Source organism: Streptomyces sp. NPDC046831, assembly GCF_040645305.1.
Classification (GTDB): domain Bacteria; phylum Actinomycetota; class Actinomycetes; order Streptomycetales; family Streptomycetaceae; genus Streptomyces.
In genome coordinates, this window is the sequence record NZ_JBEYXZ010000044.1 from 34,320 (window position 1) to 50,627 (window position 16,308).

Annotated in this window: 13 protein-coding genes; 7 read left to right on the forward strand and 6 right to left on the reverse strand. The window is 74.6% G+C overall.

The genetic code is table 11. The features are described 5' to 3' along the window. Positions 1-42: 42 nt before the first annotated feature. The 3 genes from ABZ920_RS27540 to ABZ920_RS27550 all read right to left on the reverse strand — a co-directional run bounded on the left by ABZ920_RS27540 (position 43) and on the right by ABZ920_RS27550 (position 4,523). Positions 43-318 carry a type B 50S ribosomal protein L31 gene (locus ABZ920_RS27540; RefSeq protein WP_361510504.1) on the reverse strand — a complete coding sequence of 92 codons (276 nt, stop codon included), beginning with the start codon at positions 316-318 and terminating at the stop codon, positions 43-45. A gap of 510 nt (positions 319-828) precedes the next feature. Further along, the gene (locus ABZ920_RS27545) at positions 829-2,649 is read right to left on the reverse strand and encodes an ABC transporter ATP-binding protein (RefSeq protein WP_361510465.1); all 1,821 of its coding nucleotides are present in this window, start codon (positions 2,647-2,649) and stop codon (positions 829-831) included. Beyond that, the gene (locus ABZ920_RS27550) at positions 2,646-4,523 is read right to left on the reverse strand and encodes an ABC transporter ATP-binding protein (protein ID WP_361510468.1); all 1,878 of its coding nucleotides are present in this window, start codon (positions 4,521-4,523) and stop codon (positions 2,646-2,648) included. The genes ABZ920_RS27545 and ABZ920_RS27550 overlap by 4 nt, the downstream gene beginning before the upstream one ends. A gap of 274 nt (positions 4,524-4,797) precedes the next feature. Here ABZ920_RS27550 and ABZ920_RS27555 point away from each other — a divergent pair, with 274 nt between their 5' ends. Continuing rightward, on the forward strand, positions 4,798-5,553 hold the full coding sequence (locus tag ABZ920_RS27555) for a L,D-transpeptidase family protein (RefSeq protein WP_361510471.1): 756 nt from the start codon (positions 4,798-4,800) through the stop codon (positions 5,551-5,553). A 111-nt stretch (positions 5,554-5,664) separates the two neighbouring features. On the opposite strand, the gene ABZ920_RS27560 is transcribed toward ABZ920_RS27555, so the two are convergent. Further along, positions 5,665-6,120 (reverse strand): MarR family transcriptional regulator, encoded by a 456-nt coding sequence (locus tag ABZ920_RS27560; protein ID WP_361510474.1) that lies wholly within the window; start codon positions 6,118-6,120, stop codon positions 5,665-5,667. A gap of 115 nt (positions 6,121-6,235) precedes the next feature. Here ABZ920_RS27560 and ABZ920_RS27565 point away from each other — a divergent pair, with 115 nt between their 5' ends. Further along, positions 6,236-8,056: an ABC transporter ATP-binding protein gene (locus tag ABZ920_RS27565; RefSeq protein ID WP_361510477.1), complete on the forward strand. Its 1,821-nt coding sequence runs from the start codon at positions 6,236-6,238 to the stop codon at positions 8,054-8,056. Between the two features lie 203 nt (positions 8,057-8,259). On the opposite strand, the gene ABZ920_RS27570 is transcribed toward ABZ920_RS27565, so the two are convergent. Further along, the gene (locus ABZ920_RS27570) at positions 8,260-9,339 is read right to left on the reverse strand and encodes an FAD-dependent oxidoreductase (RefSeq protein WP_361510480.1); all 1,080 of its coding nucleotides are present in this window, start codon (positions 9,337-9,339) and stop codon (positions 8,260-8,262) included. A gap of 120 nt (positions 9,340-9,459) precedes the next feature. On the opposite strand from ABZ920_RS27570, the gene ABZ920_RS27575 reads away from it, so the two are divergent. Next, positions 9,460-9,882, forward strand: coding sequence for a secondary thiamine-phosphate synthase enzyme YjbQ (locus ABZ920_RS27575; protein ID WP_361510483.1), 423 nt, complete (start codon positions 9,460-9,462; stop codon positions 9,880-9,882). Positions 9,883-10,512: 630 nt separating this feature from the next. Here the strand turns inward: ABZ920_RS27575 and ABZ920_RS27580 are convergent. After that, a complete protein-coding gene (locus ABZ920_RS27580; RefSeq protein WP_361510486.1) occupies positions 10,513-11,091 on the reverse strand; it encodes a TetR/AcrR family transcriptional regulator in 579 nt (192 codons plus the stop codon). 279 nt (positions 11,092-11,370) lie between these two features. Here ABZ920_RS27580 and ABZ920_RS27585 point away from each other — a divergent pair, with 279 nt between their 5' ends. Genes ABZ920_RS27585 through ABZ920_RS27600 form a run of 4 tightly spaced genes read left to right on the forward strand, consistent with a single transcriptional unit; the run spans position 11,371 to position 16,190 of the window. Further along, the gene (locus ABZ920_RS27585; protein ID WP_361510489.1) at positions 11,371-11,925 is read left to right on the forward strand and encodes a 2Fe-2S iron-sulfur cluster-binding protein; all 555 of its coding nucleotides are present in this window, start codon (positions 11,371-11,373) and stop codon (positions 11,923-11,925) included. Then, positions 11,922-12,914: a xanthine dehydrogenase family protein subunit M gene (locus ABZ920_RS27590; protein WP_361510492.1), complete on the forward strand. Its 993-nt coding sequence runs from the start codon at positions 11,922-11,924 to the stop codon at positions 12,912-12,914. Before ABZ920_RS27585 ends, ABZ920_RS27590 begins: the two co-directional genes overlap by 4 nt. Then, positions 12,911-15,058 carry a xanthine dehydrogenase family protein molybdopterin-binding subunit gene (locus tag ABZ920_RS27595; protein ID WP_361510495.1) on the forward strand — a complete coding sequence of 716 codons (2,148 nt, stop codon included), beginning with the start codon at positions 12,911-12,913 and terminating at the stop codon, positions 15,056-15,058. Before ABZ920_RS27590 ends, ABZ920_RS27595 begins: the two co-directional genes overlap by 4 nt. Continuing rightward, entirely contained in the window at positions 15,051-16,190 is a 1,140-nt protein-coding gene (locus ABZ920_RS27600) for an XdhC/CoxI family protein (protein ID WP_361510498.1), read from the forward strand. Before ABZ920_RS27595 ends, ABZ920_RS27600 begins: the two co-directional genes overlap by 8 nt. Positions 16,191-16,308 lie beyond the last annotated feature (118 nt).

Genomic DNA, 16,308 nt, shown 5'->3' on the forward strand with positions numbered 1-16,308 from the left:
CGCCCTCCCGGGCCGGGCGCCCGGCTCCTGAGCGGGCACCGGCTAGGAGGAGCCGCTTCCGGCGGAGCCCTGCCCGGTGCTGCCGTAGCGCCGCTCGAACTGGGCGATGCGGCCCTCGGTGTCCACCGTGCGGGCCTTGCCGGTGTAGAACGGGTGGCTCTCCGAGGAGATCTCCACGTCCACGACCGGGTACGTCTCGCCGTCGTCCCACTCGATGGTCTGCTCGCTGGTGGCGGTCGACCGGGTCAGGAAGGCGTATCCGGCGGCGCGGTCGCGGAAGACGACGGGGTGGTAGTCCGGGTGCTTGTCCTGCTGCATCGAAACTCCTTGTACGGCGGGGGACAGGCTGAGGGCGGGCGTCCGGCGGGTCCGGCCGTGCGGTACGTCCGCGTCGTCCAGGTGCGCCGCGGCCGCCTCGGCGGCGGCCGCGGCGTCGGTCCCGGCAAGCGCGGCGACCGGCGCGGGCTGCTCGTGCTCGTGCGTGCCCGCCTCGGGTGCGGCGAGGCGGCCGGAGCGGGCGGCGCCGCCTCGTTGTCCAGGAGTTCCCCCTCCCCGGCCTTCCACCCCTGTCCGGCACCGCGCGGCGGCAGGCGCGGCGGATCCTGCGCCCCTCATCCGTGCGGCGCTCTCCCGGCGCCCGTCCGGGTGGCCCGCGGCCGCGGGCGGCGGACGGGTGGCGGACCGTTCCGGCCGGTGGTGCCCGCCCTCCTGCCCCGACACCGGCCGGCCGTCGCGGTGCGCCACGGTCCGGTCAGGGCGGCGCCACGGCGGGCCGCCCCGGGCGGACGGCCCCGCCCCGCCGCCGCGCCTCGCGCCTGTGCGCCGTGCTCAGCCGTGCCAGGAGCGCCACAGGGCCGCGTAGGCGCCGTCCGCCGCGACCAGCTCGTCGTGGCTGCCCAGCTCGCTGATGCGGCCGTTGTCGACCACGGCGATCACGTCCGCGTCGTGAGCGGTGTGCAGCCGGTGGGCGATGGCGACGACCGTGCGCCCGTCGAGAACGCGCGACAGGGAACGTTCCAGGTGACGGGCCGCCCGCGGGTCGAGGAGGGAGGTCGCCTCGTCCAGGACCAGCGTGTGGGGGTCGGCGAGGACCAGGCGGGCCAGCGCGATCTGCTGGGCCTGGGCCGGAGTCAGCGCGAGACCGCCCGAGCCCACCTCGGTGTCGAGGCCGTCGTCCAGGGCGCGGGCCCAGCCGTCGGCGTCGACCGCGGCCAGCGCCGACCACAGCTCGGCGTCGACGGCGTCGGCGGGCGCCGCCGTCCCGTTCGGGCCGAGCCGGGAGTGGGGCAGGGCCAGCAGGAGGTTGTCGCGCAGAGAGCCCACGAAGACGTGGTGCTCCTGGTTGACGAGGGCGACGTGCGAGCGGACGCGTTCGGCGGGCATCCGGGACAGTTCGGCACCGCCCAGGGTGATCCGGCCCTCCCGTGGCGCGTAGATGCCGGCCAGCAGCCGGCCCAGGGTGGACTTCCCCGCGCCCGAGGGCCCCACCAGCGCCAGCCGGGTGCCGGGCGGGACCTTCAGCGACACCTCGCGCAGCACGTCGACGCCCTCGCGGTAGCCGAAGTGCACCCGGTCGGCGTCCACCGCGCGACCGTCGGGGTGCAGGGCGGCGTCCCCGCCCCCCGGCTCGATGTCCCGCACGCCGACCAGCCGGGCCAGCGACACCTGGGCCACCTGCAGCTCGTCGTACCAGCGCAGGATCAGTCCCACGGGGTCGACGAGCATCTGCGCGATGAGCGCGCCCGTCGTCAGCTGGCCCACCCCGGTCCAGCCCTGCAGGACGAACACGCCGCCGACCATCAGGACCGAGCCGAGCACGGTCACGTGGGTGACGTTGATGACCGGGAAGAGCACCGACCGCAGCCACAGCGTGTAGCGCTCCCAGGCGGTCCACTCCCTGATCCGGCGCTCCGACAGCTCGACACGCCGGAAGCCGAGGCGGTGCGCCTCCACGGTGCGGCCCGCGTCGACCGTCTCGGCGAGCGCCGCGGCCACGGCGGCGTACCCCGCGGCCTCCGACCGGTAGGCGGCGGGCGCCCGCCGGAAGTACCAGCGGCAGCCGATCACCAGCAGCGGCAGCGCCAGCAGCACGGCGGCGGCCAGCGGTGGCGCCGTCACGACGAGGCCGCCGAGCAGCAGCCCGGCCCACACCACACCGATGGCCAGCTGCGGCACGGCCTCGCGCATCGCGTTGGCGAGCCGGTCGATGTCCGTGGTGACACGGGACAGCAGGTCACCGGTGCCCGCCCGCTCCAGTACGCCCGGCGGCAGGCCGACCGACCGCACGAGGAAGTCCTCGCGCAGGTCGGCCAGCATCCGCTCGCCGAGCATGGCCCCGCGCAGCCGTACCTGCCGGACGAACACGGCCTGCACCACCAGGGCGAGGACGAACAGTGCCGCGGTGCGCCCCAGGTGGATGTCCCGTGCACCGTCCGACACCCGCTCGACCAGGCCGCCCAGCAGCCACGGGCCCGCCATCGAGGCGAGCACGGCGGCCGTGTTGACGGCGATCAGGAACAGGAACGCACGGCGGTGCCGGCGGAACAGCTCGCCCACATAGGCGCGCACGGTCGCGGGGGCGCCGACGGGCAGGGTGGTCGCCGTCGTCGGGGCCGCCGGGTCGTACGCCGGTGGCGCCACGCCGATCATGCCTTCTCCTCGATCTCTCGCAGCGCGCCGCGCAGGGCGGGCCGGGTGTGTTCGGAGGTGCCGCCATGCAGGACCGGCCGGGTGGATCGGGGCCTGCCGTGCAGTGCGGCCTCGGCCTCCAGCACGTCCAGGGCCGCGCGTTCCTCGTCCGTCTCGCGCGTCACGACGGCCCGGTACCGGGAGTCGGTGTGGACCAGGTCCCGGTGCGTGCCCACCGCCGCGACCCGGCCCTCGTGCACCAGCACCACCCGGTCGGCCACGTCCAGGACCAGCGGGGAGGAGGTGAGGACGACCGTGGTGCGTCCCGCCCGCAGGCTCCGCAGGCCCTGCGCGATGCGCGCCTCGGTGTGCGAGTCCACGGCGGAGGTCGGTTCGTCCAGGACGAGCACCTCGGGGTCGGTGATCAGCGACCGGGCCAGTGCCAGACGCTGGCGCTGGCCGCCGGAGAGGGACCGGCCGCGTTCGGTGATGCGCACGTCCATCGCCTGTTCGGCGCCCGGCGACGCCTGGGCGAGCGCCTCCAGGACGTCCCCGCACTGCGCGGCCTCCAGTGCGTCCCGCGCGGCGACCTCGCCCGACGCCGGCACGTCGAGCAGCTCGCGCAGCGAACCCGACAGCAGCACCGGGTCCTTGTCCTGGACCAGGACGGCCGTGCGCGCCGAGTCGAGCGGCAGTTCGTCGAGCGGCACGCCGCCGAGCAGCACCGACGGGCCCGGTTCGGCGGGGTGCCCGCCCAGCCGTTCCGCCAGCCGGCCCGCGGCGTCCGGGTCGCCGCACACCACGGCCGTGAGCCGGCCGGCCGGGGCCACCAGGCCGGTCGCCGGGTCGCTCAAGTCCCCGGCCGGGACCTCGGCCTCCCGCGTCCCCGCGGTGTCCGTGGCGCGCCGCAGGGAGAGCACCCGCGCCGCCCGCTTGGCCGACGGCCGGGAGAAGGAGTACGCCATGGCGATCTCCTCGAAGTGCCGCAGGGGGTAGGTGAGGAGCATGACGGAGCTGTAGACCGTGACGAGCTCGCCCACGGTGATGCGGCCCGCGCGGGCCAGGTGCACGCCGTACCAGACGACCGCGATCAGCAGCAGACCGGGCAGGAGGACCTGGATCGCGGCGATCAGGGACCACATGCGGGCGCTGCGGACGGCGGCCCGCCTCACCTCCTGCGAGGCGCGGCGGTAGCGGTCGAGGAACAGGTCCTCGCCGCCGATGCCCCGCAGCACCCGCAGCCCGGCGACCGTGTCCGACGCCAGCTCGGTGGCCCGTCCGGCCTTGTCGCGCTGGACGTCGGCGCGCCGGGTCGCGCGCGGAAGCAGCGGCAGCACCGCGAGCGCCACCACGGGCAGACCCGCGGTCACCACCACGCCGAGCGCCGGCTGGTAGGCCATCAGGCCGGCGCAGACCAGCACGATGGTCAGCGCCGCCGCGGTGAACCGGGACACGGCCTCGACGAACCAGCCGATCTTCTCGACGTCGCCGGTGGACACGGCGACGACCTCGCCGGCGGCCACCCTGCGGGTCAACGCGGATCCCAACTGGGCGGCCTGACGGGCCAGCAGTTGCTGGACGCGGGCCGCCGCGGTGATCCAGTTGGTGACCGCGGCGCGGTGCAGGAAGGTGTCGCCGAGCGCGTTGCCCGCGCCGCACAGGGCCAGCAGCCCGCCGGCGAGGGCGAGGCGGGCACCGGAGCGGTCGACGACCGCCTGCACCGCGAGGCCCACGCAGAACGGCAGCGCGGCGACGGAGGCAAAGTGCAGCAGCCCCCAGGCCAACGCCTTCACCTGTCCGCCGAGCTGATGACGCCCCAGCCACCACAGGAAACGGGGACCCGAACGGGTGTCCGGCACGCCCGGGTCGGGATACGGAAGGTCTTGGATCTGCATGACGTCCCAGGGGCTCGTGTCAGCGGGTGGGTGGGGGCCGCGGCGGCGGCGACGAGTCGTGACAGGTTGGCCTCGCAGCGTGGCGGGCGGCAACTGGTTTTCCGCAGCGGCGGCCGGATGTGAACCCCTGTCGGCGCCGGCCGGGAGGGCGGGTCCGGCGGTGCCGGCACGTCGCCCGGACCTCGGATCCCATGAGGCATCACCTGTCCGCATCTGGGGCCGGTTGGCCCCATCTCGAAGAGATTGGGCGGTATTGGCATGTCACGATGAGGCCATGAAGAGTTGTGGTGTAAAGCGGGCGACGGTCGCCGCGGCGACCTGCGGGTTACTCCTGACATCTCTGGCCGCGTGCGGCGATCAGCGGGAGGAGGTCAGCCGGGGCGCCGAGCCGAAGGCCGGCGGCACGGCGGCGACCATCCGGCCCAGTCCCTCCCAGCCGTCCCAGCCGCCCCGGGTGCCGGGTGTCGGCGCCCGGCTGTGGCAGCGGGTTCCCGCCGACACCCGCCAGGTCGTGGCGGTGTACGGCGAGAGCGAGGACTCGCCCGACTCCACGCTCGTGCTGTACGAGAAGCGCGGGTCCCAATGGGAGCTGACGGCCGGCTGGCCGGCGCACAACGGCAAGCAGGGCTGGACGACCGACCACCGGATGGGTGACGAACGCAGCCCGGTCGGCGTGTTCACGCTCTCCGACGCCGGTGGCGTGCTCCCCGATCCGGGCACCCGGTTCCCCTACCTCCAGGACGAGCAGGCCTTCACCTCCCCGTACTACTGGGACGAGTCGCACTGGCACGACTTCGACTACGTCATCGCCATCGACTACAACCGCCGCAGGGGCGTGCCGCCGGACGACCCGACCCGGCCGCAGGGGGAGGCCAAGGGCGGCGGCATCTGGCTCCATCTGGACCACGGCAACGGCACGCTGGGCTGCGTGAGCGTCCCCAAGGAGGCGATGGAGCGCCTGCTGCGGACACTCGACCCGAAGCAGAACCCGGTGGTGGTGATGGGGGACAAGGCGAACCTCATGGCGTGACGCGGCACGCCCGGCGTCAGGACCGTCGTCCGCGCGGACCCGGTGCCCCGGCGCCCGCCTCCAGCCTTCACGGCGCGCGGGTGACGCGGGCCGGCGTGGCAGGCCCGCTCCTCAGCAGCGCTGTACACGCTCGGGCGCCGCGCCCACCAGCGTGTCGAGCAGCCCTCCGAGCGTCTCGCGCTGGTCGTCCGTCAGGGGGGCGAGGATCTCCTCCGCCGCGGCGCGCCGTGCGCCGTGCAGTTCGTGCAGCGCCGCGCGCCCGTCGTCGGTGAGCTCGATCCGGATCACCCGGCGGTTGGCCGGGTCGGGCACCCGGCGCACCCTGCCGCTCGCCTCCAGCGCGTCGACGAGCGTGGTCACGGCCCGGGGCACGACCTCCAGCGAGTCCGCCAGGTCCGCCATGCGGGGCGGCTGCCCGAAGTGCGCGAGCACGCGCAGCAGCCGGGACTGGGCCGGCGTGATGCCGAGTTCGCGCTGCTGCAGGTGGCGCTTCTGGATGCGGTGGACGCGGCGGGTGAGGCGCAGCAGCTTTTCGGCGAGGAGGCCGTCGGGGTCGGGGCTGGTCATACGGGTACCCTATCAGGATGTAGTTCATTGTGAGTATAGGTAACAATGAGCTAGGATCCAGAGGCCGCCGTCGACCGCGCTCGCCGTCGACGCCCGTCCACCTCCGTAGGAGCTCATGCATCCCGACCGCCCACCCTCCTGGACCCCACCGGCCGACGCCGGGGAACAGCCCCGGCAGATACGCCGCATCCTGCGGCTCTTCCGCCCCTACCGCGGCCGTCTCGCGATCGTCGGCCTGCTGGTCGGCGCGGCCTCGCTGGTCTCGGTCGCCACGCCCTTCCTGCTCAAGGCCGTCCTCGACGTCGCCATCCCCCAGGGCCGCACCGGCCTGCTCAGCCTGCTCGCCCTCGGCATGATCCTCAGCGCCGTCCTCACCAGCGTCTTCGGCGTCCTGCAGACCCTGATCTCCACCACGGTCGGACAGCGCGTCATGCACGACCTGCGCACCGCCGTCTACGGCCGGCTGCAGCGGATGTCGCTGGCCTTCTTCACGCGCACGCGCACGGGCGAGGTCCAGTCGCGCATCGCGAACGACATCGGCGGCATGCAGGCCACCGTGACGTCCACCGCGACCTCCCTGGTCTCCAACCTCACCGGCGTGGTGGCCACGATCGTGGCGATGGTCGCCCTGGACTGGCGGCTCACCGTCGTCTCCCTGGTGCTGCTGCCGGTGTTCGTCTGGATCAGCCGCCGCGTCGGCAACGAACGCAAGAGGATCACCACCCAGCGCCAGAAGCAGATGGCCGTGATGGCGGCCACGGTGACCGAGTCGCTGTCGGTCAGCGGCATCCTGCTCGGGCGCACCATGGGCCGCTCCACCTCGCTCACCGCGTCCTTCGCCGACGAGTCCGAACGCCTGGTCGACCTCGAGGTCCGGTCGAACATGGCCGGGCGGTGGCGCATGGCCGTCATCACGATCGTCATGGCCGCCATGCCGGCCGTCATCTACTGGACCGCGGGCCTGGCACTGCACTTCGGCGGGCCCGAGGTGTCCCTCGGCACCATCGTCGCCTTCGTCTCGCTCCAGCAGGGCCTGTTCCGCCCGGCCGTCAGCCTGCTGTCGACCGGCGTCCAGATCCAGACCTCCCTGGCGCTGTTCCAGCGCATCTTCGAGTACCTGGACCTGCCGATCGACATCACCGAGCGCGAGCGGCCGGTCCACCTCGACCGTGTCAAGGGCGAGGTCCGCTTCGAGGACGTCACCTTCCGCTACGACGGCAAGAGCGCCCCGATCCTCGACGGCATCGACCTCACGGTCCCGGCGGGCGGCAGCCTGGCGGTCGTCGGCCCGACCGGCGCCGGCAAGTCCACGCTCGGGCATCTGGTGCCGCGGCTGTACGACGTGACCGGCGGCCGGGTCACCCTGGACGGTGTCGACGTCCGCGATCTGGACTTCGACACCCTCGCCCGCGCGGTCGGCATTGTCTCGCAGGAGACGTACCTCTTCCACGCGTCCGTCGCCGAGAACCTCCGCTTCGCCAAGCCCGACGCGACCGACGAGGAGCTGTACGCGGCGGCGAGGGCGGCCCAGATCCACGACCACATCGCGGGCCTGCCGGACGGCTACGACACGGTCGTCGGCGAGCGCGGGCACCGCTTCTCCGGAGGCGAGAAGCAGCGCCTGGCCATCGCCCGGACGATCCTGCGGGACCCGCCGGTCCTCGTCCTCGACGAGGCCACCAGCGCGCTGGACACCCGGACCGAGGCCGCCGTCCAGCAGGCCATCGACGCCCTGTCGGCCAACCGCACCACGGTGACCATCGCGCACCGCCTGTCCACCGTCCGCGGCGCCGACCAGATCGTCGTGCTCGACGCCGGGCGCGTGGTCGAACACGGCACGCACGAGGAACTGCTGGAACGCCAAGGGCGCTACGCGGCACTGGTGCGCCGGGACGCGCTCCTGGACCCGGTCGGCCGACCGCACGCCGGTCTGTGAGTCCGCGCGGGTCACCGGGCCCGCCCGCCGGCGAACAACTGGGCCAAGGAGCTGCCGCCGGACCGAAGGGACGAGGCCGGAACGGCCCCCGGCGTCACGAGCCGCCGCCCGGCCGAGCCCACGGTCCGGACGCCGAGCGCCGAGGCGCGCGTGCGGCAGAGGGCGAGGTCACGCGCCGGCGGGCGATGACGTGCCGGGCGGCCTCAGGCGGCGGTGGCCGGATCCTGCGCCAGCAGCCGCCTGACGTCCCGTACGGCCGCCCGCCCGGCCCGGTTGGCGCCGACCGTGCTCGCCGACGGTCCGTACCCCACCAGATGGACGCGCGGATCGGCCACCACGCGGGTGCCCTCGACCTCGATGCCGCCACCGCGTCCGCGCAGCCGCAGCGGGGCCAGATGATCGAGCGCGGCCCGGAAACCGGTCGCCCACAGGATGACGTCGGCCGCCACGTGGCGCCCGTCCTTCCACTCCGCGCCGTCCGGGACGATCCGGTCGAACATCGGCTGCCGGTCCAGGACCCCGTCCGCGAGGCCCTGCCGGACGGCGTCGTTCAGCGGCAGGCCGGTGACCGAGACGACGCTCCTGGGCGGCAGGCCCCGCCGTACCCGCTCCTCGACCAGGGCGACCGCGGTTCGGCCCGCGTTCTCGTCGAAGGGCCCCTCCCGGAACACCGGCGGACGCCGGGTCACCCACGTGGTGGCCGCCGCGTACGGCGCCAGTTCCAGCAGGTGCTGCGTGCCCGAGGCGCCCCCGCCGACCACGATCACCCGCAGCCCGGCGAACTGCTGCGGCCCGGTGTACCGGGCCGTGTGCAGCTGCCGCCCGCGGAAGGTCTCCTGGCCGGGGTAGCGCGGCCAGAACGGCCGGTCCCAGGTGCCGGTCGCGTTGATCAGCGCCCGCGTGGTCCAGGTGCCGTCCGACGTCTCGACGAGCAGCCGCCCGTCCGGGCCCTCCCGCACGGCCGACACGTCGACGGGACGCCGCACCCGCAGGCCGAAGGCGCGCTCGTACTCGGCGAAGTACGCGCCGACGACCTCCGCCGACGGCCGGCCGGGATCGGCGCCCGTCAGCTCCATCCCGGGCAGCGCGTGCATGCCGTGCACCTTGCCGTACGTGAGCGACGGCCAGCGGAACTGCCAGGCGCCGCCGGGTCCGGGGGAGTGGTCGAGCACCACGACGTCGCGGTCCGGCACGTAGCCGGCGCGGCGCAGGTGGTAGGCGCTGGACAGTCCGGCCTGGCCGGCCCCCACGACGACGACCTCGACCTCACGTGAGCTGTTCACGCCCGTGCCAACGGCGCCCCGGGCGTGGATCTTCCCGGGTGCCCGCGCTTCCCCGGACCGGGCGACCTGCCGGGGCGACGGTCGCGTGTGAACACCGGCCGAGGGGTGAGGATGAAGGACATGCCAGATGCCTTCACCACCCGAGTGCTGAACGTGGCCTCCGGCTCGCGGGAGACGGTCGTCGACCTGACCCGCGACTGCGAGGCCTTCCTGCGGGAGACCGCCGCCGGCCGGGACGGCCTGCTGAACGTCTTCGTCCCGCACGCGACCGCGGGCATCGCGGTCATCGAGACGGGCGCGGGCAGTGACGACGACCTGCTCGCCGCCCTGCACACCCTCCTGCCGGCCGACGACCGCTGGCAGCACCGCCACGGCAGCCCCGGCCACGGCCGAGACCACGTCCTCCCGGCCCTGGTCCCCCCGCACGCGACGCTCCCGGTGGTGGGCGGACGCCTGGAACTGGGCACCTGGCAGTCGGTGTGCCTGGTGGACACCAACAGGGACAACCCGGACCGCCGGGTACGGCTGAGCTTCCTGGGCTGACCAAGCGGTCCGCCCAGGCCCGCCGCCATGCGCCGTACCCTGCGTGCTCGGACGGAGAGAACCGCTGCGGGATGCGGATCTCGAAGCGACCGAACGCCGTTCGACGCATGCGGCAAGTGACTGCTCGGCGCGCGGCGGCTCTCTCGTGGACGTTCACCGCCGGACCACGCCGATGCGGTCCCGGTCCTCGGCTGCGGGGGCGCGGCCTGACGCAGTAGCGGGTCGCGCCTGTCGCGCCCCGACGCCTCCTGGAGTGCCGGCGGCCCGCTTCAGATCGGCCGCGGTCACACTGCCGACGGCGGCTGGGGCGAGTACTTCCACGGAGGGGCGGACACCGTCCGGGTCTTCGGCGGAGCCCTCACCGCGTCCCAGGTGCGGTCGTTCGCCCACCTTTACTGAGGTCCGCAGGACCAGCCTGCGGATGCACGGCCCGGACCGCCCGGTGCGGCTGGGCTTCCCGGGCCGACCGCCCCAGGCTCGGTTCATGCGCAGCGTGCCGGCCGGTTCCGGTGCCGTCACGGTGCCGGCACCGGGGCCGCGGCTGGGGCGGGGCCGTCGTGGGAGGTGACGGTGCGGCGGGGCCGCCCGTCACCACGGACGCCGCCGGGGCCGCCATGACGCCGTGGCGGGTCAGCGGCCCGGGGCGCCCGCGCGCAGACCGTCCATGACCAGGTCCAGCAGGCGCTTCGCCCGCGGCCGCCAGTCGCCGTGCGGGTCGATCTGCCACAGGCCGGCGATGGCGAGGAAGAAGTCCTCCGCGGTCACCCCCGGGCGTATGGTGCCGGCCTCCTCGTTGGCGCGGAGCAGGAGCTCCGCGGCGGAGAGCACCGGGGTGTGTCCCGGCTTCGCCGGGCCGCCGAGAGCGCTGGTGGCCTGGCGGATGGCGTCCGCCAGGCCCGCCTTGGCCATGGCGAACTGGGCCAGGCGGTCCATCCACTCCCGCAGGGCCCCGTCCGGCTCCCGGCTGTCGAGCAACGGCTGTGCGCTGTCGGCCACCTGATGCATCTCGTAGCGGTACACCTCGAGGACGAGCGCCTCGCGGCTGGAGAAGTTGCGGTAGAACGTGCCCTGGCCGACCCCCGCCCGCTTGGCGATGACGCTGAGCGGCGCGTCGGCGCAGCAGGTCAGTTCGGCCAGCGCGGCTTCCAGGATGCGCTCGCGGTTGCGTTGCGCGTCCGAGCGCAGGGGCGCGTCCTTCTTCTGCTGCACCCGTCCTCCTCGCGGGCTCGTGGCCGAGACCGGTCTTGCTGAGCGGACAGCTGTCCCTTAGGTTTCTCGTAGCGGACAGTTGTCCGCTTCGACCTCACCCTACGGCGGACGCGGCCGGCTCAGGCAGCAGGGGCCGTCGCCCCGGCACACCCGCCCCCCGCATCCTGCCCGCTTCCGACATCGTCCGCCAGGTACAGCGCCATCCGACTGTCTCTTGCTTCGCCTGTCCGCCGGACGGTCCGCCCGGGAACGTCCGGACACGTGAAAGAAGGCTGACCAATGGGCCCTTCGACGTCCAGCGCCATCACCCTGACCATCAACGGCGAGACATATCCGCTGTCCGTCGACCACCGCACCACCCTGCTCGACGCACTGCGCGAGCGTCTCGATCTGACCGGTACCAAGAAGGGCTGCGACCAGGGCCAGTGCGGCGCCTGCACCGTCCTGCTCGACGGGCGCCGGGCGGTGGCCTGCCTCCAACTCGCGGTGGCGGCCGAGGGATGCGAGATCACCACCATCGAGGGCGTCGCCGAGGGCGAGCGGCTGCACCCGGTGCAGCAGGCCTTCCTCGACGCCGACGGCTACCAGTGCGGCTACTGCACGCCGGGTCAGATCTGTTCGGCCGTCGCGGTACTGCGGGAACACGCGGCCGGCTGGCCGAGCGCGGTCACCGGCGACGTCCGGCCCGAGGCGGGACCCCCGCCCCTGAGCCCGGAGGAGATCCGCGAGCGGATGAGCGGCAACCTGTGCCGCTGCGGCGCCTACGTGTCCATCGTCGAGGCGGTCGCCCGGGCGGCCGCCGCACAGCCCGCGACCGAGGGGGCGCCGGCATGAGGGAGTTCGGCTACCAGCGGGCGGCCGACGTCCCCGGAGCGGTGGCGCTGCTGGCCGCCGATCCGGACGCGCGCTTCCTCGGCGGCGGCACCAACCTCGTCGACCTGATGAAGACCGGCGTGGAACGCCCCGGCCGGCTCGTCGACGTCCGTCACCTGCCCCTGGACCGTGTCGAACCGGCCGAGGACGGCGGCCTGCGCGTCGGCGCCACCGTCACCAACAGCGACCTCGCCGCCCACCCCGAGGTCCGCCGCCGCTACCCGGCCCTCAGCCAGGCGGTCCTGGCCGGTGCGTCCGGCCAGCTGCGCAACATGGCCACGGTCGGCGGGAACCTGCTCCAGCGCACCCGCTGCGGCTACTTCACCGACGTCACCCAGCCGTGCAACAAGCGCGTCCCCGGCAGTGGCTGCCCCGCCGTCGAGGGCGACCACCACCATCACGCCATCCTCGGCGCGTCCCCGCACTGCGTGGCCGTGCACCCCTCGGACATGGCCGTGGCGCTCACCGCCTTCGACGCCGTCGTCTCCTACCGGACGGCCGACGGACCGGGCGAGGTGCCGCTCACCGAGTTCTACCGGCCCGTGGGCGAGACCCCGCACCGGGAGACCGCCCTGCCGCAGGGAGCCCTGATCACCGGCGTCACCCTGCCACCCGCCCCCGTCGCCGCCCGCTCCCGCTACCGGAAGGTGCGCGAGCGCGCCTCCTACGCGTTCGCGATCGGCTCGGTCGCCGCCGCGCTCGACGTCCGGGACGGCGTCGTCCAGGAGGCCCGCGTGGCCCTCGGCGCCGTCGCCTCCCGGCCCTGGCGCGCCCGCGCCGCCGAACGGGTCCTGACCGGCGCGCCCGCCGGCGCCGCGACCTTCGCCGCGGCCGCCGACGCCGAGCTGGCCGCGGCCACGCCCCTGCCGGAGAACGGATACAAGGTCGCCCTGATGCGCAACCTCCTGGTCGCCGTGCTGACCGAACTCGCCGAGGAGGCCGTCCGATGACCACCGCCACCACCCGCACGACCGGCGCCGTGGCGGCCAAGGGCGCCGTCGGCAGCGCGCACACGCGCGTGGAGGGCCGCGACAAGGTCACCGGAGCGGCCCGCTACGCGGCGGAGATCCCGTTCGCCGGTCTCGCGCACGGCTGGCTCGTGCTCTCCACCGTCGCCCGCGGCCGCATCCGCTCGATCGGCATCGACGCCGTCCTCGGCATGCCGGGTGTCCTGACCGTCCTGCACCACGGCAACGCCCCCCGCGTCGAGACCGACTTCGTGGGCCTGCTGGGCGTGCCGCCCGACCCGACCGCCGCCGTCTTCCAGCACGACCGGGTGCCCCACCGGGGCTGGCCGGTGGCGCTGGTCGTCGCCGGCACCTCCGAACAGGCCAGGGAGGCCGCCGAGGCGCTGGTGGTGCACTACGACGAGGAACCGCACGACGTCGCGTTCGCCGCCGGCCGCCCCGGCGCCCACACGGCCGACGGCCACATGCCGGCGGTGACCGCCAAGGGCGACCTCGACGCCGCGCTCGCCGCGTCCGCCGTGGTCGTCGACGCCGAATACACCACCCCCGAGGAACACCACAACCCCATGGAGCCCCACGCGGCGACCGCCCACTGGGACGGCGGCCGGCTCGAGGTCGTCGACTCCAACCAGGGCACCACCTGGGTCGCGGGCGAACTGGCGCAGATGTTCTCCCTGGACGTCTCCTCGGTTCGGGTCCGCTCCGAACACGTCGGCGGCGGCTTCGGCAGCAAGGGACTGCGGGCCCACCAGGTGGCCGCCGTGATGGCCGCGACCGTACTGAGGCGGCCCGTCCGCGTCGTCCTGACCCGGCGTCAGATGTTCTCGCTCACCGGCTACCGCAGCCCCACGGCGCAGCGCGTCCGGCTCGGCGCGGACGCCGACGGACGGCTGCGCGCCCTGGAGCACGACTCCCTCAGTCTCACCTCCACCGTGCACGAGTTCGTCGAGCCGAGCGCCGGAGTCGCCCGCGTCATGTACGACGCCGACGCCCACCACACGGCCAACCGCGTGGTGCCCCTCGACGTGCCGACCCCCACGTGGATGCGCGCGCCGGGCGAGGCGCCGGGCTCGTTCGCGCTGGAGTCGGCGCTCGACGAACTCGCCGCCGAGTGCGGCCTCGACCCGATCGAGCTGCGGGCGCGCAACGAGCCCGAGCGGGGCCCCGTCTCGGGGCTGCCCTTCACCGGCCGGAACCTGCTCGCCTGCTTCCGGGAGGGCGCCCGCAGGTTCGGCTGGGCCGAGCGGGACCCGCGTCCGGGCGTGCGGCGCGACGGACGGTGGCTGCTCGGCACCGGCACGGCGGCTGCCTCCTTCCCCGCCGGCGCCGGCCCGTCGACGGCGGCCCTGACGGCCGAGGCGGACGGCACCTTCACCGTGCGGATCGCCGCCGCCGACCTCGGAACCGGGGCACGCACCGCCCTGACCCTGGTCGCCGCCGACGCGCTCGCGGTGACACCGGACCGGGTCCTCGTGCGCATCGGGGACAGCGACTTCGGGCCGGCCATGATCGCCGGCGGTTCGATGGGCACCCGCTCCTGGGCGTGGGCCGTCACGGCGGCCGCCCGCGAACTGCGCGAACGGCTCGATCTGGGCGCCGCCGTTCCGGCAGCGGGCATCACCGTACGGTCGGACACCTCGGCGGCCGTCGCCGCGCTGGCACAGAGCGAACGGCACTCGTTCGGCGCGCAGTTCGCCGAGGTGGCCGTGGACGTCACGACCGGCGAGGTGCGTATGCGGCGCATGCTCGGCATCTTCGCCGCGGGCCGGATCGTCAATCCGCTCACGGCACGGAGCCAGTTCGTCGGCGGCATGACCTGGGGCATCTCCATGGCCCTGCACGAGGAGGCGGTCCGGGACGCGGCCTCCGGCGGCCACGTCGGCGCCGACCTCGCGGGCTACCACGTCGCCACGCACGCCGACGTCCCGCTCGTCGAGGCCGACTGGATCGACGACCCGGACCCGGACGACCCGGTCGGCATCAAGGGCATCGGGGAGATCGGCATCGTGGGAGCGGCGGCGGCCATCGCCAACGCCGTGTGGCACGCGACCGGCGTCCGCCACCGCAATCTGCCCATCCGCCCCGACCGGATCCTCGCGGCGGCCGCGGAGGCACCGGATGCTTGACCTCGCTGCGGAACTGGAGCGCTGGATGGCGGAGGGCCGCTCCTTCGCCGTCGCCACGGTCGTCGCCGTCTCCGGCAGCGCGCCGCGCGACCCCGGCGCGGCCCTCGCCGTCGCCGGCGACGGCACCGCGATCGGCTCGGTCTCCGGCGGCTGCGTCGAGGGGGCCGTGTACGACCTGTGCCTGCAGGCCCTCCAGGACGGCACCCCCGTCCTGGAGCGGTTCGGCTACAGCGACGAGGACGCCTTCGCCGTCGGACTGACCTGCGGCGGGGTGATCGACGTCCTGGTCACACCGGTCCGCGCCGACGAACCCGCCCGGGGAGTGCTCCGCTCGGCGGTTTCGGCTGCGGTCCGCGGCGAGCCGGTGGCCGTCGCCCGGGTGGCCCGCGGCCCGGCCGGACTCCTCGGCCACGCCCTGGTCGTCCGCCCCGACGGGAAGTACGAGGGCGGGCTCGGCGGGCACCCCGAGCTGGACCGGACGGCGGCCGCCGAGTCCCGGGCCCTGCTGGAGACCGGCCGCACCGGCACGGTGGAACTCTCCGCGGACGGGTCGCACTGCCGCGGCGGTCTCACACTGCTCGTCGAGTCGAGCCTGCCACCGCCCCGGATGATCGTCTTCGGCGCGATCGACTTCGCCGCGGCCCTCGTGCGGGCGGGCCGGTTCCTCGGCTACCACGTGACCGTGTGCGACGCCCGCCCCGTCTTCGCCACCAGGGCCCGTTTCCCCGAGGCGGACGAGGTGGTGGTCGACTGGCCGCACCGCTACCTGCGGCGCACCGCGACCGACGCGCGCACGGTGCTGTGCGTGCTCACCCACGACGCCAAGTTCGACGTGCCCCTGCTGACGGCCGCCCTGCGGATGCCGGTCGCGTACGTCGGCGCGATGGGCTCCCGCCGCACGCACGCCGACCGCGACCGGCGGCTGCGCGAAGCGGGCCTGGGCGAGCGGGAGCTGGCCCGGCTGCGGTCGCCGATCGGCCTCGACCTCGGCGCCCGTACGCCACAGGAGACCGCCCTGTCGATCGCCGCGGAGATCGTCGCCACCCGGCGCGGCGGAACGGGTCTCCCGCTGACCGGATCAGGGGCGCCGATCCACCACGACGGGGAACACGGCGGCGTCGTGGCCGCCTGACGGCGGGAGGAGCGCCGCCGCGGAACGGCCGCGCCCGGGGAGCCGGGAGGGGTACTTTTCACCATTCACTCACGGTACTATCCGCTATCGGTCACCAGGGACTATTTAGGGTTAGAGG